This window comes from Roseibium sp., from assembly GCF_025698965.1.
GTDB lineage: Bacteria > Pseudomonadota > Alphaproteobacteria > Rhizobiales > Stappiaceae > Roseibium.
Map to the genome: position 1 here is coordinate 1 of NZ_JAILWL010000034.1, position 22,419 is coordinate 22,419.

The window sequence follows — 22,419 nt, forward strand, 5'->3', positions numbered from 1 at the left end:
GAATGCCGCCGCCGCCATCCGCTATCGACCACGCATCAACAAGATAGACCTGGCGACCCGGGAAATACCTCTGCAGCCGTTTTGTGAGACCCACGTCTTCGACGGCATTCAGCTCACTCATGGCCACGACATAACCGTCGCCAACCAGCCAGTTCACATCGCCCGGATACCATTCCACGTTAAAACCAGCCGCTTCAAGGTCTCCGGCAAGTCGTGTCTCGCTCTCTTCGCCGGTGTCGGCAATGGCGACAGTCGTGGCATTGATGAACCTTGCAGCCCCGTCTATGTGCCCGGTTGTGAGATCGTCGGGATGGTGGCCGTAGGACCAGATGATATGGGATAGTCCAAGAGCTTCTTTCAGAATGCGCTCATGATCTTCTTTGGATAGTCCTGGATTGCGCTGTTGCTGGCAGTCCCAATTGAGCATGGCGACCCCTGCGCCATTGACCTCCAGATTCCCTTTTTCAAGTACGTAATCCGTCAGGTTTTCAACCGTCAGACCGAGAAGTGTTCCAACATGAACCGGTACCTCGTTGTCCTGCCGGTAATCAGCGCCTGTGCTGCCGTCCCAAGCCGTGAAACCCCAGTTCTGGATCCAGGTTTCTGTCCCGTCGGTCAGATAGACCGGGCCGTTGTCACGCATCCAGGCATTGTCGACCGGGATCAGGTGCCACGTAATATTCCGATCCGATACCCCGCGCTTTGCCAGAAAAGCCTGAGCGGCCTTCTGTTCTTTCTCTGTGCTTGTGAGAAGATGAAGGTTCTCATGTGGCTGAACGGAACGGATAATGTCGGCAAACGCGGGGCGCATGGCGCTTTCATATTTGCCAGGCCATTGCATCCAGACCGCTGCCTGTGGTTCCCATTCCGCAGGAACCCTGTATCCCGCTGCCTCACTCATGGAGGTTAGCAACAAGCCGTTGAGGGCAACACTCAACATGGCTCCCAGGGCAAGGGATTTGAAAGATTGCATCCGTTCTTCTCATCGTTCCGGAACCCGGATCATTCGTATCCGTTTGAAGATTGGTCGCGATAGCCCGGGCAGGTCAATGTGCCGCCTGCAACTTCAGGTGCTTTTCCCATAAAAACAAGTCAACCCGGCTCTAGTCACCCATTTCATCGATCGTCCAGCTGAGTGGCCAGCCTTCAGGGGGACCGGTAATGCCGTCGCAATTGGTTTTCTCAAGATACTCAACCAGCATATAGGCGCCGGACTCCGCTTCGAACTCGTGTCGTTCAAAGGAGCCGCAATCGTAGTTCGGAGAATAGTAGGTGGTACCGGTTATCTGGCTGGTGTCGGGGTCATAATAGAGATTGTTGACCACACTGTGATTGGGCTGGTTGAGGCCAGGCGGCGTCTCGAAGTCATAGGATTCGTTGAGGGACGGATCGAAGGGAATATGCGTGACGATGTAATAGGGCACGTTGACATCTGCCATCTGGCAAGGAACTACCCATATCTCGACATCGCCCTGTGCGTAGAACTGCGCGCCGAAGCCCGGCACCGTATCGTGTAGCTGGCAATCCATCGTGCGGTAGCCGAGCATCTGCACGTGATCGGGAATTTCATCCGTTGAATAGACCAGACCGCGCGGGCCGCGATCAATGCCGCTGTTGTTTGTCTCCTGCGATGGCATGATCGGAGGCGGCAGGTCGCTGGACGGTGCAGGGGTGCTGTCTTGCGCAGCAGAAACGGTGTTGGATGAAGCGGAGGCTGTGGACGCCGGAGCCGCAGCGATTGTGACGTCCTTGTCGGATGGCAGACCACCCCAGGCAACGATGGCGTCCAGCCGTCCAATGCGGCCCTGTTCCTCATCCATCTTCAAAAGAGCATGGGTGAGGCCATTCAGCTTAATCCAATAGGTAAGGGTGCCGGTGGCCCCGCCATATTCAATCTGAATGACGGCGTCTTCACCAAGGCGAAGTTTCTCGATCAGGTCGCGATCGGACTCGCCTCCAAAGGTCATTTCATTGCCGGTATAAATCTTCGACGCCTTGCCGAAAAAGCCGTAATTTTCCTCTTCCAGACTGTCGATCTCGATGCGCGCCCGCAGTCCAACCTCAAGCGGGGTTTTGGGACGGAATGTCACAAACACCTGGGCAGACGGTTTTGCCCCGCGCTCGACCTTCAGTTTGAAGGCTTCGTCGTTGGAGCTTTTACCCTCCGTCTCGGCAACACAGTAGTTCTTGTCATCGCAACGGATGGTCCAGTCGCCGTAACTGGTTTTGGCCAGTTGCGCGGAAGCAGCACCGGTCATCAGCAGCGACATTCCAATGGAAAGAAGAAATCGATTAAGCACGTAAGTCCCCCCTGACTTCACCGTCTGCCAAGTGCAGTGGTTTTGTCTGCGTGTCAGCATGACGTTGGTGAGCCGGAAGTCAATTGTCAGTTCCGCAGCAGGGTTTAACCTTATGGATCCTTCGGATGCAACTTTGCTTGCCTATTGCGCCTGGTGGTTGCATGCTTGATGCCATGGGCGAAACAGAAAGCCAAGTGCGAGAATTCCACCAAGCAAAGCGCAACGCCCGTAACCCTCTCATCGGCGTGTCCGGATCTGAGGAGATTTCGCTCATTACTTGCCGACGTATTACTGTTTAACCTGACCCCGGTCCAAGGAAGCCTGATATGCGATTGAATGCGCTTTTGTCGATTGCGGTTCTTCTCCATCTGATATCAGGAGCGCCAACGTCCGCCGATGACCGGACCTCCATCAGTCTCGGCGCCGGGACTGCAGTGCGAGATCTGCTCGACGAGATGCCTGAGCCGGTGGCATTGTTCGGCCTGTCGGAAAGCAGTCTGGCGCTGGTCGCCGGCAAGGAAAGTGAAAAGGCCAACCGCCTGTTTCTGACGTCCGGGGCGACCTCACCCAAACTGACATCCGAGGTTCCCATTCATCTCTTTCTGGCGTGTTTCGGCGACAATGTTCAGGCCGCAACGGCGGCCGAATATGCCTTTGGCACGCTTTCAGCCAGATCCGTTTCAGTGCTCTACGACGACGGGCACACCTATACCAACCTGCTGCAAGGCTATTTCTCCGAGGCCTTCGGGAATTTGGGCGGTGAGATCGCTTCGCTGGTGCCTTTTCAGGGGCCTGAAAACTTTGCCGAGGCGATCGGAAAGGTCAAGGACGCCGACGTTCTGTTCCTGGCTGCCGAGACTCCACAAGGGGCACTCGGCATGGTGACGGAGCTGCGCGCCAATGGATTCTCCCAGCCGATTATCGGAGGCGACGGCTATGACGGTGAAAACGTCTGGCAGCAGAACCCGGATATCAGCGACGTCTACTACACAACTCACGCCTATTTCGGTCCCAGCGTGAAAACCGGACCGGCGGCGGTGTTTTCCAAGCAGTATGCAGAGGCTTATCAGGGGCAGCGTCCGAACGGATTTGCCGGGCTTGGTTATGACGCTGTCGGCCTGCTGGCAAGTGCGATTGAACGCGCCGGGAGCACGGACCCGGACGCGGTGCTCCTGGCACTCTCAAACACAAAGAGCTATGCAGGGGTCACCGGAACCATCAGCTATCTGAACGGCGACCACGTTCCCGTGAAGACCGTCACGCTGATGAAGATCACAAGCGGTGAACCTGTGTTCGTCGAGAAGATTTTTCCGGAAACTGTGCCGAAGCCCTGAGAGTATTGTGACTTCGCTGTATGGACGCTGCAATCGCGCCTTTATCAAATTGTGACGTCAGCGATCCTTCGCAGTCGCACAATCGGCCCTGACCGTGACAAGTCTCAAGCATCTATGTCATCTTGGCAGCGTTTGCTGAGAAGGATCAATTCCGATGACCGCGCCGACCCCCGATCACATCATGCAGACCGCAACCGGATATGGGCTCTCCAGAGCGTTGCTGACGGCTGTCGGATTAGGCCTCCATTCTCGTCTTGCCAAGGGGGCGATGACACTGGACAAGGTTGTCGGTGAATTCGGGCTACAGCACCGTCCCGCCATGGACTTTCTGGATCTTCTGGTATCTGTCGACCTGCTAGGACGCGACGGCGACGGGGAAGGGGCACTTTACCGCAATACCGAAGCAACGGCGCTCTATCTTGATCGGGAACAACCGACCTATATCGGCGGCATTCTCGAGCTCTGGGACAAGCGCAATTACCGCTTCTGGGCAGATTTCACCGAGGCGTTGCAAACCGGTAAGCCCCAGAACGAAACCAAACATGCAGAAACGTCGTTCTTTGAAACGCTTTATGCCGATCCTGAGCGCCTGGAGGCCTTCATGAAGGCGATGAACGGCTCGTCGATCCGGAATTTCCAGTTGCTTGCCAAGAGCTTTCCTTTCGACGCCTACAAGTCGCTGGTCGATATCGGTGGCGCGGATGCTTTGCTGTCCCGCTGTGTCGCGGCCGAACATGCGCATCTAAGCTGTACGAGTTTCGACCTGCCGGTTGTGACCGACATTGCCAGGCGGCGCATTGCCGAGGCCGGTCTTGAAGACCGGATCGAGGCCGTCAGCGGTGATTTCTTCTCCGGCCCGCTGCCGCAGGCCGACATCATCACCATGGGCATGATCCTGCATGACTGGAATTTGGATCGGAAAAAACTGCTGGTGAAAAATGCTTATGAAGCGCTCCCCGACGGCGGTGCGTTCATCGCCATCGAAGCGCTGATTGACGATGCGCGCCGCGAGAACACGTTCGGCCTGTTCCTGTCGCTCAACATGCTGATCGAATTCGGCGACGCCTTCGACTATACCGGCGCAGAATTCATCGACTGGTGCCGCGAGGCGGGATTCCGCAAGTTCGAGATCATTCCACTGGCAGGTCCGTCGAGCGCTGCGGTGGCTTATAAGTAGAGGCGTTTCTATCCGGCTTTTTCATCTTCGAACAGATCGGAGATTTATTGGTTTCCGGTGCCTATATGCTCTTTCGCAAACATTGTTCCTTTGGCTCGTTGCTACTTTCCGCATTTCAGCTTGCGGTGAGGTGGATTGGAACCACGATCAAGCAGGGGGGATGACTCTGGAGAAGGAAGAAAGGCTGCGATCTCATTCGGAGGCGCCCCGGATTTGATCCGGGGTCCAATCGTTATCAGAGCCGTTGGCGTTTTCACTGCCCCGGCCGCCCACTCTTTTTAGGTCGACCACGCCGCTTCTTCTCGTCCACCGGATCTTCATAGGACCCAGCACCGATCTTGCCGCGCATCACGGGCTTGACCGGGTCACTATCGCTACCGAGAGGCACTTCCGTTCGGCCGACGGTCATTTCGTCGAGCGTGTTTTTGCGAACCTTGGCTGACGGCGGTGGGAGGGCGTTCTTTTCCCTTGCGGCCCGGGCCTTGTCGGCGGCGGTCTGTTTTTTCTTGCCGCTGGCACCTTCTTTCGACCCACCCGCGCCAAATTTCTTGGAGCCCTTATAGCCGCCGGTCTTGGCGTCGACGTCGGACTGGCGGGCCATGGCGTCGTCGGCGACGGCGAGTTCGGTTTCCTGAAGGCGTTTGATCTCGTCGCGCAGACGTGCTGCGGTTTCGAAGTCGAGATCCGCGGCGGCGTCGCGCATCTGTTTTTCCAGATCCTCGATATGAGCCGCAAGATTGTGGCCGACGAGCGAGCCTTCCTCGGCAAAACCGGCATCCACGGTGACGTGATCCTGCTCGTAGACGCTGTCGAGAATGTCGGCGATGTTGCGCTTGACGCTTTCCGGGGTGATGCCGTGCTCTTCGTTATAGGCGAGCTGCTTTTCCCGGCGACGGTTGGTTTCGGCAATCGCCCGTTCCATGGAGCCGGTCATGTTGTCGGCATAAAGGATGACCTTGCCTTCAACGTTACGGGCCGCACGGCCGATGGTCTGGATCAGCGAGGTTTCGGAACGCAGGAAACCTTCCTTGTCCGCGTCCAGAATGGCGACCAGCGCACATTCGGGAATGTCGAGGCCCTCGCGCAACAGGTTGATGCCGACCAGAACGTCGAAGGCACCAAGGCGCAGGTCCCGCAAGATCTCAATACGTTCCAGCGTGTCGATGTCGGAGTGCATGTAGCGCACGCGCACGCCGTTTTCGTGCAGATACTCGGTCAGGTCCTCTGCCATGCGCTTGGTAAGCGTCGTCACCAGCGTCCGGTATCCCTTCTTGGCGACTTCGCGCACTTCACCCAGCAGGTCGTCCACCTGGCTGGATGCAGAGCGTATTTCCACCGGCGGATCGATCAGGCCCGTGGGGCGAATGACCTGTTCGGCGAAGACACCGCCGGACTGATCCATCTCCCATGAGCCGGGTGTTGCCGACACCGCGACCGACTGCGGTCGCATGGCATTCCATTCCTCGAAACGAAGCGGGCGGTTGTCCATGCAGGAGGGCAGGCGGAAGCCGTATTCGGCCAGTGTCGCCTTGCGGCGGAAGTCGCCCCGGTACATGGCTCCAATCTGGGGAATGGTGACGTGGCTTTCGTCGGCAAAAACCAGGGTGTTGTCCGGCAGGTATTCAAACAGAGTGGGGGGCGGCTCGCCCGGTTTGCGACCTGTCAGATAGCGCGAATAGTTCTCGATGCCCTGGCAGGAGCCGGTGGCTTCCAGCATCTCCAGATCGAACATGGTGCGTTGCTCCAGCCGTTGCGCTTCCAGCAGGCGGCCGTGATTGTGCAACTCTTCCAGCCGATGCTTCAATTCGTTCTTGATCGACTTGATCGCCTGGTTCAGCGTTGGTTTTGGCGTGACATAGTGCGAGTTGGCGTAGATCTTGACGCTTTTCAGCTCACCGGATTTCTTGCCGGTCAGCGGATCGAACTCGGTGATGTTCTCAATCTCGTCGCCGAACAGGGAAATGCGCCAGGCGCGGTCCTCGTAGTGGGCCGGGAAAAGTTCGATCGTATCGCCGCGCACCCGGAAGGTGCCGCGCTGGAACGCGGCATCGTTGCGCTTGTATTGCAGCGCTACCAGATCGGCGATCAGCTGGCGTTGGTCGATACGTTCGCCGACCTCGATGGCAAATGTCATTGCCGTATAGGTTTCGACCGATCCGATACCGTAGATGCACGACACCGACGCGACAATGATGACGTCATCGCGCTCCAGCAGGGCACGGGTCGCCGAGTGTCGCATCCGGTCGATCTGCTCGTTGATCGAGCTTTCCTTCTCGATATAGGTATCCGTGCGCGGAACGTAGGCTTCCGGTTGGTAATAGTCGTAGTAGGAGACGAAATACTCGACCGCATTGTCCGGGAAGAATGCCTTGAACTCGCCGTAGAGCTGAGCGGCGAGGGTTTTGTTCGGCGCGAGGATCAGCGCGGGGCGCTGCGTGCGCGAAATCACCTGGGCCATTGTGTAGGTCTTGCCTGAACCGGTAACGCCGAGCAGTACCTGGGTTTGCTCGCCCTCATCTATGCCACCGACCAGTTCGGCAATTGCTGTCGGCTGGTCGCCCTGGGGTTCGTATTCCGATTGCAGAACAATCGGCACGCCGCCTTCCGACTTCGCCGGTCGTTCCGGGCGATGCGGCACCCACATTTCGCCATTCTTGTGCAGCGGATTGCCGGATTCGATCAGGGCAGACAAAGCTTCAACGGTCGCGGTTGCGCCTTGATTGCCCGTCAGTTCACCGAACTTGCTTTCCTTTTTCTTCTTCTTGTTTTCCTTCTTGTGTTCCTTGAGCTGTTGTTCGAGCTTCTCTGCCTCTTCCAGAGACATGTCGAGCCCGGCAACCGGGTTCAGCCCACCTGCCGCCCGTTCCCTGACACTGTCTGCCTTGCCGATGGACGTACCGCGCGCCGACTTTGTCGGTTTTTCTTTCTTTGGTGCAGTCTTTCTGGTTTTCGCGCTCGCGGACGAGCGTTCGCTGTCCTCCGGGGGGGCGGCCTGATCATCTGGTGCGCGGTCGCGCTTGCCTTCGCTGCGCTTCGGAGCTGTTTTGCCCTCGCTGGAGGACGATGGCGCAGGCTTCTCCGCTTCTTCCGCAATCTCCGCCGCCCAGCTGCTTATGGAACCGGAAAGTGGCGTGCCGGACAGTGGTTTTTGCGGTGCTTCGCCGAAGCCGTCAGGGGAGGGTGTATCTTCGAAACCGGATTTGGTGGGACGCTTGCTCATGCTGGCCAATATGGTCCGGTTCCACGCGCGAGGAAAGGGGCAGGTTGCGGCTTTGTTCCACTTTTTGCCACTTCCTGTCAGTCTCCTGACATAAGGTTGTCAGGAGACGCGGCACCGAGACGACAAAAACAACTTTGTGCCTCTGAGAACTTGCCCGAATGCGGTGACACAAAAGTGGCGTGTTTCTCGGTTGATGTAGGACCTCAATGCGCCGTGGTATATCGCGGAGAGAACAGGTTTGTTTAAGATATTGGAGACGAACGGATGTTATTTGATCGCAGACAGTTAGTTGGCCTTGCCGCTGCAGGAGCCGCCAGCCTGGTTTTGCCCCGGTCAGTGGCCCTTGCAGGTGGAGACGCTGCGACCGGCTTTCTGGATCACTTCTCGGCACAGGGTTTCGAAACGCTCGAGCCCCTCAGTCTGATCACCGATTACGGGTTCAATGGCGGTCTGCGTTATGACGATACCAGACCCTCTTACCCCGACGGCCCTTCAGCTTGTGTTCAGCCTGCTTGCCGGGTTGAGGATGCTGAATTGGCCGGAACGCCAGGTGTTCTGGCTCTCTTCAATATCATGGTTGTAAACGTTCCGGATCAGGACCGGTCCGGAGAGATCGTCGAGCGGTTGGTTACCTATGCCGTTGAAAACGGTGGTCTGGACCCCGAGCGATTGGTGTTTGTTTCCACCGACCTGTTCGAGCCTTACAGGAGCGACAGCGAGTTGCTTCAAAAGGGGCAGTTTGTGAGACGGGAACTCAACGAGGCTATGGCGACGGGTGATGGTTCCGGGTTCTTTGCGCCTGTCGGGCACCCGAATACACCGAGCTTTCCGACGGTGAGCGTTCATTATCCCCTGAACGGCGGTGCGAGCGGGGAGTTGAGTTATCCTTTGCCCGGCTATCTGGAGATCGGCGAGATCGCCTTGGCCGACGAGAAATCCGCGATGCCGGGTCCGATCGGTGGCGGGTTCGGCCTGGAACGCCTCGCACTTGCCGCCGGCAAACCGGCTCCGGACTTTGCCGAAAGCCGCACCGCATTTCTGGAAATTGCGAAACTGGAAGCAACGCAAACCGACAAGCCGTTGCCGTCAGGCTATGAGACCTATGCCGGGATGTGAGTTGAGACGTCCTGCGTTTTGCAGGTCTAACCCCGCGCGGTCTCGATTGCTGCGAGAAAAGCCGGTACAGAGACAAGTGCTTTGTTCAATCCATCCCCCGCGTAATAGCTTTGTCCTGCCTTGACGGTGCGATTGCCGCGCTTCACGTCTCGAGGAACCGGAAGAGATGCCCATTCCTTGGCAAGGTGGATAGCAAACTCTTCGGTGGAAATGGAGCCGGAAAGAAATCTCCCGAGTTTTCGTCGGTTCAGCAACGCAATCGCCAATTTGTCCTGGATTGCATCCGAGAATGTGTCGCCTCTCGACGCGTGACCACCGCTCACAAGGTCGAGGAGGGTGTTTCGAAGAAACTGATACTTCCCGACAGCCGAAGATTTGCTTCCAGCATTCACGAAGTTTTTCTGCCACCGGACAACGTCTGCAATTGTCATCGCAGTGAAATTCGGATTGTTGGTGTTGCCGGAATTTCCGAAAAAGGCATTGTAGTTGTTATGACTTTCGTGTTGTCCAATAAAGTCGAGAAGTCTGCTGAATTGGCCTGGCGGGGAGCTGCCGATGATCTGGTCTGCTGCCTGACTTTCCTTGTCTTCCTTTGGGCTATACCACCGAATTGCCGCGATTTTTGAACGTGAGAATTTGGTGTTGGTGACCGTGTCGCTTTGGTTTCCGCCCTTAATTTCTACCAACTTCTTGTCCGCGCCCAGAAACCGACTGAAGAAGCCGACATGCCCTGAACGGGAGGAGCCTTTTTCTGGAGCGAGTACCACCACGGCGCCGACCGGCACCTCATCTGATCCAAGAGGAATTGCTGTGTTTCCCCACGACTTCCAGTTGGCTGCGCGTGCCGGACCACTCACAAGCATTGCGTTGAACGGAGGGGGAGATGTAAGCATGCAATGGCCTGCAAAAGCCCCGCACCAGGGTTGAACAGTCGTGGTCGCGAAGTTGATTTTCGCAAAATACTCAAGAACGCGCTGCGTGCCGGGTGCAGTGTGTTCATCGACGAGGTTGTCTTTCCAGTCCAGGTGCTCGCTTTCTGCCTCTGAATACCAAGGGGCAACACCGTCGTTTTTGGGCAAGTCCTCGGGAATGTGTTCCTTCATGAGCTTGTAGCTCTTTAGAAGCTCATCGTTGAGAAGGGCCCCAAGATTAATCAGAAAACCGTCAATTGTCTCAATGTTTTGTGTAGCACTGTCCTTCATGACTGCTGCACGGTAGGTTAGGAGTTTTGTCAAGTCCGTTTCATTGAAGTGATTGGACAGCACTACCTCGATAGATTCACCGCCCTGGCCTTTCATTTTTGCAATCCGAAGCGCAGCTGCAGCCTCATTTCCGAGCATGTGCCCCATAAGCACATCAACATAACTGGGAATATAAGGGCCAGTGTCGCCCGATGTTTCGTCGTCGCCATTGGCCTGATCATGAGTGGCAATGGCTTTGCTTATTGCATCCATCGAGTTCAGAGCTAGAAACGCCGCCCCCTTTATCTGCGTGAGAGGCTCCTCGCGATCTGCTTCCTCATAACTCGAACCGGCGTCGGACTCTGTGAATGACGCCCATGCGTCCGAGGCGATCTGATATGGTCCAATGCCGTCTGTCAGAGGATTTTTGTTTTTAGCATTTTTGATTTTTGTTTCGATACTTGCCAGCGCAACAAGGTAGTCGGCCAATACAAAGAAACGAGCATTCGGATTAAGTGAATTGATCCAGGTTTCAGTGTCTATGCAGGCTTTGAGGAACGACCATACACTAAAGTCCGCACGTGGCGGTGCTTCGACCTCAATCGTGAGATCTCCGACATCTTCGTGATGGAGCAGAATCCAACCTTGTCGCGGCTGAAGGAAATTGGATAAAACTACAACTTCAGCGAAAAGACCGTCATCACTGATATCGACCTGACGGCCAATCTCGCCAGGAAGCATTTCCGCTCTCTGATCGGCTCCCAAATCGGGAGCGTTGCGCATTGTCAACAGATGCAAAGCTTCTCGAAACATGTCCTCACTCGCCTTTCTGTCGGACTTGAAGTGGAAATCAGCTCATTCGCTCATCGATTTTCCTCAAATCTGAACTTAAGCCTAAAACGCGCGGAACATCTTTTCCATTAGATCCGGCGTAACCTGATTGGCAAAAACTCCACCGGGGCCGCTATTCAGGTTTTCTTCCGTGCGCCATTGTCTAATACTGTCTCTAAGTTCGGGAAAACTTTGGTTCGTATCGGTTATTTCAAACTTGTCCCTGATTTTGATGGCAACTTTTTCAGACGTTTCTGGGCGATTCAGTAACTGGTTTTCCAGATAGTTCATCGCCCCTGTCGAGCAGGAGGCTACCCTGCGCAGAATATTGATATCGTCCCCGTCAAGATTGACATTCCGGTTTTGCCAGTCGCTCTCACTGAAGCCCTTGGTGTTCTGGATAGATTCAAATATCTTCAACCCGGCCTCGGTTTTGGGGCCATAGACACCATCGATTTCAGTTTGTGGCAGGCAAAGTGCGCTTTGAATTGCTTTGGCGGTCGGCAGGTCAATCGTAATGTTGCTCACGGCTTGCCACCCTGGCGCGGACACGCGCTGTGGCCGTGTTACCTTGGTGTTTACTGTCGTATTGGCTCGAATGGATGGTGCAGAAGCTGGTGTCCAATTGATAATATTCTCGTTTGACGGAGATATGCCAGCAGATCCCAAGGTGGAGAAGTTATTGATGTTGGCTTCAATCGAGAACGGCAGACACAGACGCAGATAAGACCGCAAAATATGCTCTGTTTGCGGCTTGTTGTTGATTTCAAGATTTGCGGTCAAAAGCTGTTCGCGAAATTTACGGCGGGCATTCAGCACAATCGAGTTGATTGTGGAGGAATCAACTTCCAGCAACAGTCGGCTATGGTAGTTCTCGACACTCTTCGAAAGAAGTTCGAATGCCAAACCGGCAATAGTAATTGCGCCGGCAGTCGCGCCGGTAATATTCATAATGGATGTTGTTGCAGCGCTGACTGTTCCGATCTGGCTGATGAGGGGGCCTTTTGAGCGCTTTTTGTTGTCCAGCCATTGAAGATAGGAGTCACATCGACGGTCGATGTCGTTCAATCCCTGGTAAGTTATCAATGTCCAGGCATTCTTGTCGTAAGGATCGATAATGCAGTTGTTTGCGGGCTCACCATAGTCGTAATTGGGATTAATACCGGCTTCCTGACACAAGTAGTTAAAGTACTTCCTGTTGAGTTCTCGGGCCGTCGTCATGTCGCCGGCTTCCAGGCGAGCTCCAGGTCCATGGGTCAAGAAATTTTGACCGGTCGGCGTGCAGCCAGCGACCAGAAGTGCAAGAAAAAAACGCAAAAAAACCTGGTGTCCGCGCACGCGCGAACTCCTTAGGGTCAGCATATGACCACTCCATCAATACCTTGAATTTCCCCGTCGCCCAGGCCAGGGCGCCCAATTAATTCAACTATCCGGACGACGACCTGTGGTTGTCAATTGCCTGTTAACCAAACGTTAGGGGCCGCCGGAATGGGCGGGGCTCCTATAGCGGGTGATGGTGCTGTCTAAACATTGGTAAAATGCTGTAATGTATGACCCTTTGTTTCACTTGAATTGTGTGAGGTTCAGAAATGTCGGCTCTGTATCTGTATGGAGTTTGATGTGGACAGTCGAGTTTTGTGCTGAGCAAGGCACGTGTGAAACCTTGTATTTGGCCTATCTGTTTTCACAAAACGAATCGTAGTTCTTCACTCGCCCCTCGGATATCTCTGGTTCTCTTCCACGTCATTCAGATCCATGTGGTTGCGCATGTAGCGTTCGGAGGCCTTTTGAAGGGGCTGATAGTCCCAGGGGAAGTAGGCGCCGTTGCGCAGGGCTTCGTAGACGATCCAGCGGCGGGCCTGGGACTGGCGGACTTCGGCGTCATAGGCAGCCATGTTCCAACCGGTTCGAACGGCTTGGGCGAAGCGGGCGCTGACGTCGGCATAGTCCGGGTCGTCAGCCAGGTTGGTCAGTTCCTGCGGATCCGTTGCCAGATTGAAAAGCTGGGGCGGGTCGAGTTCGCAGTGAATGTATTTCCATTCGCCTTCGCGGATGCCGACCAGGGGCGCGTAAGATGCTTCGGCGGCATATTCCATTCGGACCGGCGTGGACCTTGCCGTGCCGCTGGCGAGTGCGACAAGGCTTTCGCCATCGGTCCAGGGCATGATTTCACTCATGTCGATGCCGACCAGGTCGCACGCCGTCGGGAGAACATCCAGCGTGCTCACAGGTGTTGTGATCTTCGCCGGTGTCAGATCCTTGTCGGCAATCATCAAAGGCACGCGGGAAGATCCCTCGAAGAAGGTCATCTTGAACCAGAGGCCGCGTTCGCCAAGCATGTCGCCATGGTCGGAAACGAACAGGATTGTGGTGTCATCGGTCAGATCCATCGCGTCCAGCGCATGCAGGATTTCACCGATCTTGTCGTCCAGATAGCTGATATTGGCAAAATAGGCGCGGCGTGAACGACGGATGTCCTCTTCGGTGATGTTGAAGTTACGCCAGTCATTGGCGTCGAAAATGCGTTTGGAATGTGGGTCGTGGTCCTCGTAGTCCATGGCTGGAACGTCAGGCAGCAGATGCTCGCAGTCCTCGTAAAGGTCCCAATATTGTTGGCGGGCCACGTATGGGTCATGCGGATGGGTGAAGCTGACCGTCAGGCAGAAGGGACGGTCGTATTTGCCGCGACCATAGTCATGGATCTTTCGGATCGCCTGGAAGGCGACATCGTCGTCATATTCCATCTGGTTGGAGATTTCAGCGACACCCGCACCGGTGACCGATCCCATGTTGTGATACCACCAGTCGATGCGCTCTCCGGGTTTGCGATAGTCCGGAGTCCAGCCGAAATCAGCCGGGTAGATATCGGTCGTCAGGCGTTCCTCGAACCCGTGCATCTGGTCCGGACCGACAAAGTGCATTTTGCCGGAAAGGCAGGTGGTGAAACCGGCGCGACGCAGGTGGTGGGCATAGGTTGGAATATCGGAAGCGAATTCGGCAGCGTTATCATAGACCCCGGTTCGCCGCGGCAGTTGTCCGGACATGAAACTCGCCCGACCCGGAGCACAGAGCGGCGAGGCGGTGTAGGTATTTTCGAAACGGACTGACCTTTCCGCCAGCTTTTTCAGGTTGGGAGCGTGGAGAAAATCCGCTGGACCATCGGGAAACAAGGTTCCGTTCAACTGGTCGACCATCAGGATGAGGATGTTCTTGCGGTCCATTTCAGGTGTCCTCCCAAAGCCACGCGAATGAGAAACTTTCTTCAATGAGATGATGCGTTTTTTTTGATTGATCAATCAATCAAATTCGTCGTCCGGTTTGAAAAACCCGACAGCACATTGCGCCTGGTCGAGTTGAACAGCAAATTTTTCAAAAATGAGTACTTGACCTGGAGTGCGCTCCAACCGGTAAGTGAAGGAAATCGTTCTGTTCGGAGACAGACATGCGAATTGGTGATTTGGCTGAAAAGTCAGGACTTTCTACTGACACCTTGCGTTATTACGAGAAGATCGGACTCCTGCCGAAGCCTCTGCGGGACACCGCCGGGCGGCGGGTCTACGATCAGACGATCCTGCGCTGGATCGACTTTCTCGATCGGCTCAAGTCGACCGGTATGGGGATCAGGGATCGGCTACGTTATGCGGATCTGCGCACCATGGGCAGCGCCTCGCTGAGTTCCAGGAGGCGGATGCTCGAGACCCATCGTCAGAAGGTGGTGGATGATATCGCCCGGATGAGCGAAATGCTGGATGTGCTGGACGACAAAATCGATCTTTACAAAAGGATGGAAGCAGGAGAGCCCGTCGATCCATCCTTTGAAAGCTGTGCCCGGACCGAACACGGTGCGCCGCCAAGCCTGAAAGGGCACACGGATGAGCAAAGCACTTGAACGCGGACGCGAACTGACGAAAAAGCTTAATCCCGAACTGGAGACAATTCTTAAGGAAAGATACGACGACCTGCTCCCGGACTTTGCAGAAAGTCTGATCGAGTGGGCTTATGGCCGCCACTATTCAAGACCGGGTCTCGACATGAAAACCCGCCAGCTTTGTACGATTGCTGCGTTGACCGCGTTGGGTGGGCAGACAGCTCCGCAGCTGAAAATCAACATCGAGCATACGCTGGCGGCCGGTGCGAGCCGGCGGGAAATTGTCGAAGCTATCTGGCAAATGGCAGTCTATGGTGGACTGCCTGCAGCCATTAACGGGCTCAACGCCGCGCGTGACGTTTTTGACCAGCAAGGACAGCCGACGTAGAGGCAGGCATTCAAGGTCACCCTGGATGGTAATTCAGCTTGAATGATAAAGGCTGTCGAGCAAAGCCAACTTCGCAAGCCATGGATGACAATCAGCTCAGTCCGACCTTCTCCGGTCGTGAGCATTTGATTGTCATCCCGTAAGTCCAGGTATGAACCTGAAATAGTCAGTTGACGCCAATGCGCATGCCGTCAAACCGGTTGCCAAAATTACGGGCCGGTTGCGCATCATCAGCCAGCGGGTTTTGTCCTCTGGCAAAGGCCTGACCGGAAAACTGGCCGGTTACATTTTGGAACTGGCCGTCGATCTCGTCGGAGAAAGTCAGGTCGTAGACAATATGCGAGGCGCCATTGCCGTCGGCGGTGGTTTCAGGATTGTTGAAATCGATGACTGTGGCACGGGCGCTATCCGGACCGGTCATCTGCCAGGTTCCGAGGCCGGAAGTGTATCCACGAACGTGCTGTCCCTGGCTGATGAGATTGACCGCGCCACCAGGATTGAGTGCCAGAACCCGCTGGCTCTTATTGGGCTGCGTCAGCAGAAAAGCGCCTTCGACCGCTGTGCTGTCGGTTGTTGCCGCAAGGGCGACCGGTGAGGCAGCCAGAGCGCCTGCCATTACGGCGGCGGGAAGCAGGGATTTCATCATCATTTTCAAGTCCTCCATACACGTTGCATGTGTTCCGTTTGGAACGCCTGATCGTGAAGTGGGGATGAATTGTGGCGGAGAACAGCCAGTTGGAATTAACTTTTAGACAGGTTTGGAGGCAGTTGATCAGCAATTGTCCGACTGCTGAACATCAGAAACAGGACCTGGGAGAGATGCTCGGTTGGATTGCTTTTACCAGCCGCTCAAGGGGCGGAAGATGAAATAGACACTGAGCGTGCAGACCGCGATCCCGCACAGGTTCAGCCACAATCCGGCCTTTGCCATATCAAGGATCTTGAGGTCGGAATTGGAAAAGACAATTGCGTTCGGTGCTGTGGCAACCGGCATCATGAAAGACATGTTGGCGGCCAGCGCTGCGGGAACCGCCAGGATCAGCGGGGTCAGGTCGAGACCGACGGCCACTGCCGATACGACTGGCAGGATCGTAGCTGCGGAAGCCGGGTTCGACATGATCTCGGTCAGGAACACCATCATTGTTGTGACCAAAAGCACCATTGCGAACACGGCAATGTCGAGCCCGGAGACCCGCTCGCCGATCCAGTCGGCGAGACCTGTAAGCTGAAAGGCAAGCGCCACAGCCAGGCCGCCACCGATCAGAAGGAGGACATTCCAGGGCAAGCGGGCGGCGGTCCTCCAGTCGAGCGCGAATTCGGTCATGTCTTTATTCACCGGAATTGCAAAAAGGAAAATAGCGGCCGTCAGTGCCACAGCAGTGTCGGAAATCGGGAGACCGGTGAGGTAGGAAATCTGATCTCCGAAGATCCAGCCCAGCGCTGCGAGTGTGAAGACCACGGCGACCGTCTTTTCGGCGCGACTCACCGGAGGCAGTCGGTCTTGTTCGTTTTGAACCGCTTCGGCAAGGTCACCACTTTGGACATTGCTCGAGGGATAAAGGATGAAAGTCAACAGGAACCAGGCGACGGCAAGCATGATCAGCGTCACCGGCAGACCGATCAGCAACCAATCGACAAACTCAACCGTAATGCCATATTCGCCGGCCAGGATCGTTGCGAGCAGTGCGTTGACTGGCGAACCGATCAGCGTGGCCATTCCACCAATCGATGCGCTGTAGGCAACTGCCAGCATCAGACCGATCGAGAAACGCCTGAAGGTGTGCGAAGCGCCCGACTTCGCCTTGATGAAATCGATGACAGACAATGCGACCGCGTACATCATGATCGTTGCCGCGGTGTTGGTGATCCACATGGACAGGAAAGCTGTGGCGATCATGAAGCCGAGTGTGAGATCCCGGGGTCGTGTGCCCACGCGGGAAACAATCGCAAGAGCGATCCGCCGGTGCAGGCCGACTGATTCAATTGCCATTGCCAGCATGAAACCACCCAGAAACAAGAAGATGAGCGGATGGCCGTAAGCTCCTGTGACCGTGCCGATTTCGGCGATACCGGAAAGAGGCATGACGATGACCGGAAGTAGCGCCGTGACAGCCAGTGGCAAGGCTTCGCTCAACCACCAAGCGACCATCCAGAGCAGAAGTGCCATGAGCGCCCAGGCGTTTTCCGACATGCCCGCAGGAGGATCCAACAGGCGCATCAGGAGATAGAGGACAGAGCCGCAGACAAGCGCCAACGTGATGCGGATGCGGCTGCCCAACGGGCGAAATCTGACTTCCTGCATGGCGGTGCGCCCAGCCTCAAACGCAAGAATTGAAATTTGATTTTCCGGTACCATTCAAACCTTAGGGTGCCATCCGGCAAGCCTCAAGTCCGGTTCTATCATGAGCGCTGAACCGATCTCTTGCAGTTCGCCCGGATTATGCTTTTTGGAAGCAGTGTGTTTTTCTGATCCAAATCGCTCGATGTTTCGAAGACTCGCCTCAGGGGAGCTGTGAATGCAGCCTTTTAGATGTTTGAAATTATTTCTTTTTTGTCTGCTGCTGCCTACCGGGGCTGCGCTTGCTGGCAATCAGCCGAACCACATCGATTTTGCCATGTGGTTTCAGTCCGGCATTCGAGATACGCCCGAATGCGACTTGACTTATCAGGATGATCGATATGACTTCGGACCGGAGGTAACCAATCCGGCGATGTCGTGTCCAGACTCCTTTGCCTGGAAGCTGTTCACGCAGGTGGTGCGCGAAAGGTTCTGGGAAAATTGGACAAGCGACCGCCAGGCCTGGCCATCGGATCCCTGGCCGAGATGCCTGCCCGGCGGAGCGACTGAAAACTGCTGTTCCAGCCTGGAAGGATCCAATGACAGCTTGCCTGAGCATTGTCCGGTCTTCCCCGGCGAGGCGAAAGGTGTGCCGCAACAAATTCTGAACGCGCCTTCAACGGCGCGTGGCCTGCCAATGACTGTTGCGACCGGCCATGGCGATCATGGGGGCAGATCCTGGAGCGATGTTCCCAACAGTCTGAAAACGATGGTCATTGGCAATCTGCAAAAGGAGCTGGTTTTTCGCAACCGGCACATGATGAACTACATCTTCGATCGGCAGTTGTATCACGTTGAGGGTCTGAAGGCTGTCTATCAGGCTTTCACCGAAAAGCTCGGTGCGAACGCTCCCTACCGGCCAGAGATCCTGGATCCGACGGAGACGTTTGTTCAACCACAAACTCCGGCTGTTGTGCAATTTCCAATCAAGTCAATTGTCGTCAAGTCGAACTGGATGTCCTTGGAAAATGCGCGCAAGGTTGGGCTCAATCCTGATGATACGAGACTTCCATTCATCAAAATGGATCTTGTCCCCAAACACGAGGAAGCTTCAGCAGGGAAGGTGGAGCCGCATATCCTGATCGCATTTCACATTGTTTCGAAAGATCTGCCCAACTGGTACTGGTCGACATTCGAGCACGCATCCAATCTGGGACGCTGTGACTGGACCGGTTGCAACGACAGTTTTGGTTTTGGCGGCACAATTCCGCCGCATGTCGAGAGCGGTGGTTTGCAGGGAGCGGCGGCAAATTACATTCCCCCGCATCAGCTGAAAGAAACAGGTCCCGATAAAACTGCAGTGTTTGATCTGGCGAAGTCCTATGCAGCTGCTGATCGGATGACACGATCGCTGGCAAGTCTATTGGCGGCGACGGGGATTGCAACGTCAACTGAGGAAAACCGGTCTGGATTGCCCGTTCCCGAAGACGCGGCTTGGAGGTCATATCGGTTAAAAGGTACGCAGACCGACTTCGTCTCATCGACGGGGCGTGCGACGCTGCTTGGCAATTCGGTGACCGAAGCGGGATTGGTCAACACCTCGTCCTGCATTTCCTGCCATGCACGGGCGGCTATTGATCGGCGCGGTCTGGTGCCCTTCGGAATGCGGATCAACCACCTGAACTATGCAGGAATTTCAGAAAGTGCCACCGGTGTTCCAGAAGAAGGGTGGTTCTATGTGAATGCCTATTACGGGGTGAACGGCCAGAGCCAGGCAACGGAAGTGAGGGCCATTCAATCCGACTTCGTTTTCGGAATTCGCAACGCCTGTCCGATGACCGAAACGTCCCTCGGGCCGTCGCGCTGTGCGAAAGTAAGCAAAACAGTGGGAAACGAGTGATACCTTTACAGGTTGTGCAAAAGCCGGTTTCCGGAATTCCGTTGGTCTGGAGGTGTGCTAGGCAGCGGCGACGTCCTGCAGAAATCGTTCGATCCGGTGGGTGACATCGTTCAGCTGCCGGGTCGCGGCATCTGTGATCTCCTCAACCTCCTTGGCGGACTGGCTGGTTTCACTGGAACCTTTGGACAGATCGCCGATATTGTCGGTCACACTGCTTGTCTGCATGGCGGCCTGTGACACGCCGGTAGAGATCTCCGCGGTAGCGGCCGATTGCTGTTCCACTGATGCAGCCATGGCGGCGGCAGTCGCGTTGACATCTTCCATCATGCTCATGATGGCGCTGATTGCCTGGACGGCTGAATCGGTGGAGGTCTGGATCTCCGAGACCTGGTTTGAAATCTCATCGGTCGCCTTGGCGGTTTGTCCTGCAAGCGATTTCACTTCAGAAGCGACGACGGCAAATCCTTTGCCTGCCTCACCTGCGCGGGCTGCTTCAATGGTCGCGTTAAGCGCAAGCAGATTGGTTTGTTCGGCAATGTCCTGGATCAGTTGGACAACATTGCCGATCTTCTCTGCTGCTGCCGACAAACCCTTGACCTGATCATTGGACGTGCGCGTCGCTCCGGTCGCCTCTTCCACCCTATGCAGTGTGTCGGTGACCTGTCGACCGACCTCCTGAACGGATGCACTGAGCTCTTCCGTCGCCGCAGCAACTGTCTGGACATTATCGCTCGCCTGGCTGGACGCAGTGCTGACATCCTCGCTCTTGCCGCTGGTGGTTCGGGCGATACCGGAAAGCTGTTCGGCAGTCTGGTCAAGCTGCTGCATGTTTCCGGTGACCGTAGAAAGGGCGGCTTCAATGTCGTCGCGAAACTCTGCGACCAGCGTATCGACCATTTGTTGTCGCCTGCGCACATCTTCCTGACCGGCACGGGTCTGTTCTTCAAGATGCAGCCGTTCTTGCTCGCGGTCTGCAAATGTGGCAACCGCCCGTGCCATATGGCCGATTTCGTCCTTGCGTCGTGTGGCGGGAAGGTCGAGGGACGTCTTGCCATCCTTCAATTTCAGCATGGCGGATGTCAGGTCCCTGATCGGACGAACAATGGCGGCCGAAAGAAGGACGACAAATGCAATTCCGAGCATCAGGGCAAGGACCAGTGTCAAAATGATCTGTGTCTGGGCGGCACCGGCGCTGGCGACTGCGGTTTCACCCGAATTTGTACTGATTGTTGCGGCCTGATCGGTCAATGCCGCGGCGGCATCGGCAAAGGCCTGTTCGCTCATCAGCAAAATCGCTGTGGCGGACCTGACATCGGCGAACGTTGCTTCCAGCTTGGGAAACGCTTCATTGCCGGCGGTAACCAGGGTCTTCAACGGGCCGTCCAGAAGATCTGTCATGGCCTTGTCGGAGCTGTGTTTTGCAGCGGCGATCCGGACTTCTTCCAGACTGGTCAATTCGGCCTGGGCATCCGAAAGATAGATCTGGAACGTTTCTGCGGACGTATCCGAAGACGTGTTCAGGTAGTCGGAATAGGCGCTACGAACACCCAATACGCTACGGGCAACCGCCTGTGTGTAGTTTGACAGCAATGCGAGGTCGGCAGTCGCGCGGTCGTATTCTCGAAGTGCTTGCGTCAGGTTCTTGATAGGTTTCTCCGCTGCCTCGACAATTGAAATCGCCAGAACAGTGAGGTTTTGGATAGCGGGCTGAAATTCGTTTTCCCATGCGATTCCCGATCCGTCCGGTGCTCCGGATTTCAGGTGTGACTTGACGAGTTTTTCAAATGCCTTGGAGCTTTTTGTCAGTTTCTTGACGTTGGCCTTGATCGCATCTGTCTTGACTGTGCGCCGAACGGCCTTGGCATCCTTGTCCAAGGCCTTGACGCGATCGGTCAGTTTCTTCGCCGAGGTCTCGTCCGGGTTCGCAACGAAAGCCGAAGCTTCCTGCTCAAGAACCGTGGCTGCAATGCGCATGTTGCTCAGGCGGGGGGCGACCTGCGAGAGCTTGGTCATCTTGCCCTCGTTGTTGATGGCATGTACGGACCGGTAGGAGGCAAGTGCCTTATATTCCTCAAACGCCGTGTTGGTGGTTTCGACGAGAGTTGCGGTCAGTCCGTCGAGTTCTGCAACGGCCGCATCACGATCGCTGCGGTTGTCCGCCAGGGTAGTGAAGCTGGCGGCAAGTTCCTCAACGATGGAAGATAGCTGTTGAGCGGCCTGAGGCTGCTCTTTTGCCAGGTGACTGGTTTCTGCAGCGACCATTGCAATGTCCGCCTGTACAGCCTCGGCAACTGTACTGTCACCGTCCCGGCCAAAGGTTTGCGCATGTGTCAGAAGTTGTGGAACGCCGCCAAGAAGCTGATTGGCGGTTTTGGCGATTGTAACTGAGTTCTGAACCCGCGACGCGGCGATCAGTCCGCTGGTGCCAACGCCGACGGCACATAGCAGCATGACAGCAAAACCGATCCGCAACTGGGTTCTGATAGACCAGTCAAAAAAGAACCGTTGTCGGCTGGAGCGTTCCACTTCAGTGCCGGAAGCAATCATGTTTTCAGAAATTTTCTTTCTGAAGGAAAAGAAGGGGAACTTCATGATGTGGCTCCAGCTCGGCATTGACCGGAACATAGTGCCGGAAAATACTTAAAAAGAGCCGAATAACAAATGTGACCACGAAGAATAATTTATGGTTCTTGTTTTCACAGATGCTAGACGTCTTGTGCATGTTGTGTATCCAAGACATTCATTCTGTGTTGGGTTGTATTTCACCAGGCTGTGTGGACGAATTGGTTTGGAGCGTGGTTTGAGAAAAGATTATCCAGTGCCAGG

Annotated in this window: 15 protein-coding genes; 6 read left to right on the top strand and 9 right to left on the bottom strand. The window is 55.5% G+C overall.

Features of this window, described 5'->3' with window-relative positions; translation table 11 throughout:
* Positions 1-973 (bottom strand): agmatine/peptidylarginine deiminase (locus K5905_RS04630; RefSeq protein ID WP_297580761.1); only part of this gene is annotated, 973 nt, incomplete at its 3' end.
* Positions 974-1,103: 130 nt separating this feature from the next.
* Positions 1,104-2,300: a DUF1176 domain-containing protein gene (locus K5905_RS04635; RefSeq protein ID WP_297580762.1), complete on the bottom strand. Its 1,197-nt coding sequence runs from the start codon at positions 2,298-2,300 to the stop codon at positions 1,104-1,106.
* Between the two features lie 326 nt (positions 2,301-2,626).
* On the opposite strand from K5905_RS04635, the gene K5905_RS04640 reads away from it, so the two are divergent.
* Together K5905_RS04640 and K5905_RS04645 are read left to right on the top strand one after the other, a co-directional pair.
* A complete protein-coding gene (locus K5905_RS04640) occupies positions 2,627-3,634 on the top strand; it encodes an ABC transporter substrate-binding protein (RefSeq protein WP_297580764.1) in 1,008 nt (335 codons plus the stop codon).
* 154 nt (positions 3,635-3,788) lie between these two features.
* On the top strand, positions 3,789-4,811 hold the full coding sequence (locus K5905_RS04645; RefSeq protein ID WP_297580766.1) for a methyltransferase: 1,023 nt from the start codon (positions 3,789-3,791) through the stop codon (positions 4,809-4,811).
* A 253-nt stretch (positions 4,812-5,064) separates the two neighbouring features.
* Here the strand turns inward: K5905_RS04645 and uvrB are convergent, their stop codons facing one another.
* Positions 5,065-8,031 (bottom strand): excinuclease ABC subunit UvrB, encoded by a 2,967-nt coding sequence (uvrB, locus tag K5905_RS04650; protein ID WP_297580768.1) that lies wholly within the window; start codon positions 8,029-8,031, stop codon positions 5,065-5,067.
* A gap of 264 nt (positions 8,032-8,295) precedes the next feature.
* Between uvrB and K5905_RS04655 the strand changes: the two genes are divergently transcribed.
* Positions 8,296-9,147: a hypothetical protein gene (locus K5905_RS04655; RefSeq protein WP_297580770.1), complete on the top strand. Its 852-nt coding sequence runs from the start codon at positions 8,296-8,298 to the stop codon at positions 9,145-9,147.
* A gap of 26 nt (positions 9,148-9,173) precedes the next feature.
* Here K5905_RS04655 and K5905_RS04660 read toward each other — a convergent pair whose 3' ends face one another.
* The 3 genes from K5905_RS04660 to betC all read right to left on the bottom strand — a co-directional run bounded on the left by K5905_RS04660 (position 9,174) and on the right by betC (position 14,380).
* Positions 9,174-11,141 (bottom strand): hypothetical protein, encoded by a 1,968-nt coding sequence (locus K5905_RS04660; RefSeq protein WP_297580772.1) that lies wholly within the window; start codon positions 11,139-11,141, stop codon positions 9,174-9,176.
* An 81-nt stretch (positions 11,142-11,222) separates the two neighbouring features.
* Positions 11,223-12,497, bottom strand: coding sequence for a hypothetical protein (locus K5905_RS04665; protein ID WP_297580774.1), 1,275 nt, complete (start codon positions 12,495-12,497; stop codon positions 11,223-11,225).
* Between the two features lie 368 nt (positions 12,498-12,865).
* A complete protein-coding gene (gene betC / locus K5905_RS04670) occupies positions 12,866-14,380 on the bottom strand; it encodes a choline-sulfatase (protein ID WP_297580776.1) in 1,515 nt (504 codons plus the stop codon).
* Between the two features lie 221 nt (positions 14,381-14,601).
* Between betC and K5905_RS04675 the strand changes: the two genes are divergently transcribed.
* Positions 14,602-15,048, top strand: coding sequence for a MerR family transcriptional regulator (locus tag K5905_RS04675; RefSeq protein WP_297580778.1), 447 nt, complete (start codon positions 14,602-14,604; stop codon positions 15,046-15,048).
* The gene (locus tag K5905_RS04680; RefSeq protein WP_297580780.1) at positions 15,032-15,415 is read left to right on the top strand and encodes a carboxymuconolactone decarboxylase family protein; all 384 of its coding nucleotides are present in this window, start codon (positions 15,032-15,034) and stop codon (positions 15,413-15,415) included. The genes K5905_RS04675 and K5905_RS04680 overlap by 17 nt, the downstream gene beginning before the upstream one ends.
* Positions 15,416-15,581: 166 nt before the next feature.
* On the opposite strand, the gene K5905_RS04685 is transcribed toward K5905_RS04680, so the two are convergent.
* Both K5905_RS04685 and K5905_RS04690 read right to left on the bottom strand, forming a co-directional pair.
* Positions 15,582-16,064 (bottom strand): hypothetical protein, encoded by a 483-nt coding sequence (locus K5905_RS04685; protein WP_297580782.1) that lies wholly within the window; start codon positions 16,062-16,064, stop codon positions 15,582-15,584.
* 189 nt (positions 16,065-16,253) lie between these two features.
* Positions 16,254-17,717, bottom strand: coding sequence for a DASS family sodium-coupled anion symporter (locus K5905_RS04690; protein ID WP_297580784.1), 1,464 nt, complete (start codon positions 17,715-17,717; stop codon positions 16,254-16,256).
* Between the two features lie 214 nt (positions 17,718-17,931).
* On the opposite strand from K5905_RS04690, the gene K5905_RS04695 reads away from it, so the two are divergent.
* Positions 17,932-19,593: a hypothetical protein gene (locus K5905_RS04695; RefSeq protein ID WP_297580786.1), complete on the top strand. Its 1,662-nt coding sequence runs from the start codon at positions 17,932-17,934 to the stop codon at positions 19,591-19,593.
* 57 nt (positions 19,594-19,650) lie between these two features.
* On the opposite strand, the gene K5905_RS04700 is transcribed toward K5905_RS04695, so the two are convergent.
* Positions 19,651-22,185 (bottom strand): methyl-accepting chemotaxis protein, encoded by a 2,535-nt coding sequence (locus K5905_RS04700; RefSeq protein WP_297580787.1) that lies wholly within the window; start codon positions 22,183-22,185, stop codon positions 19,651-19,653.
* Positions 22,186-22,419: the final 234 nt, after the last annotated feature.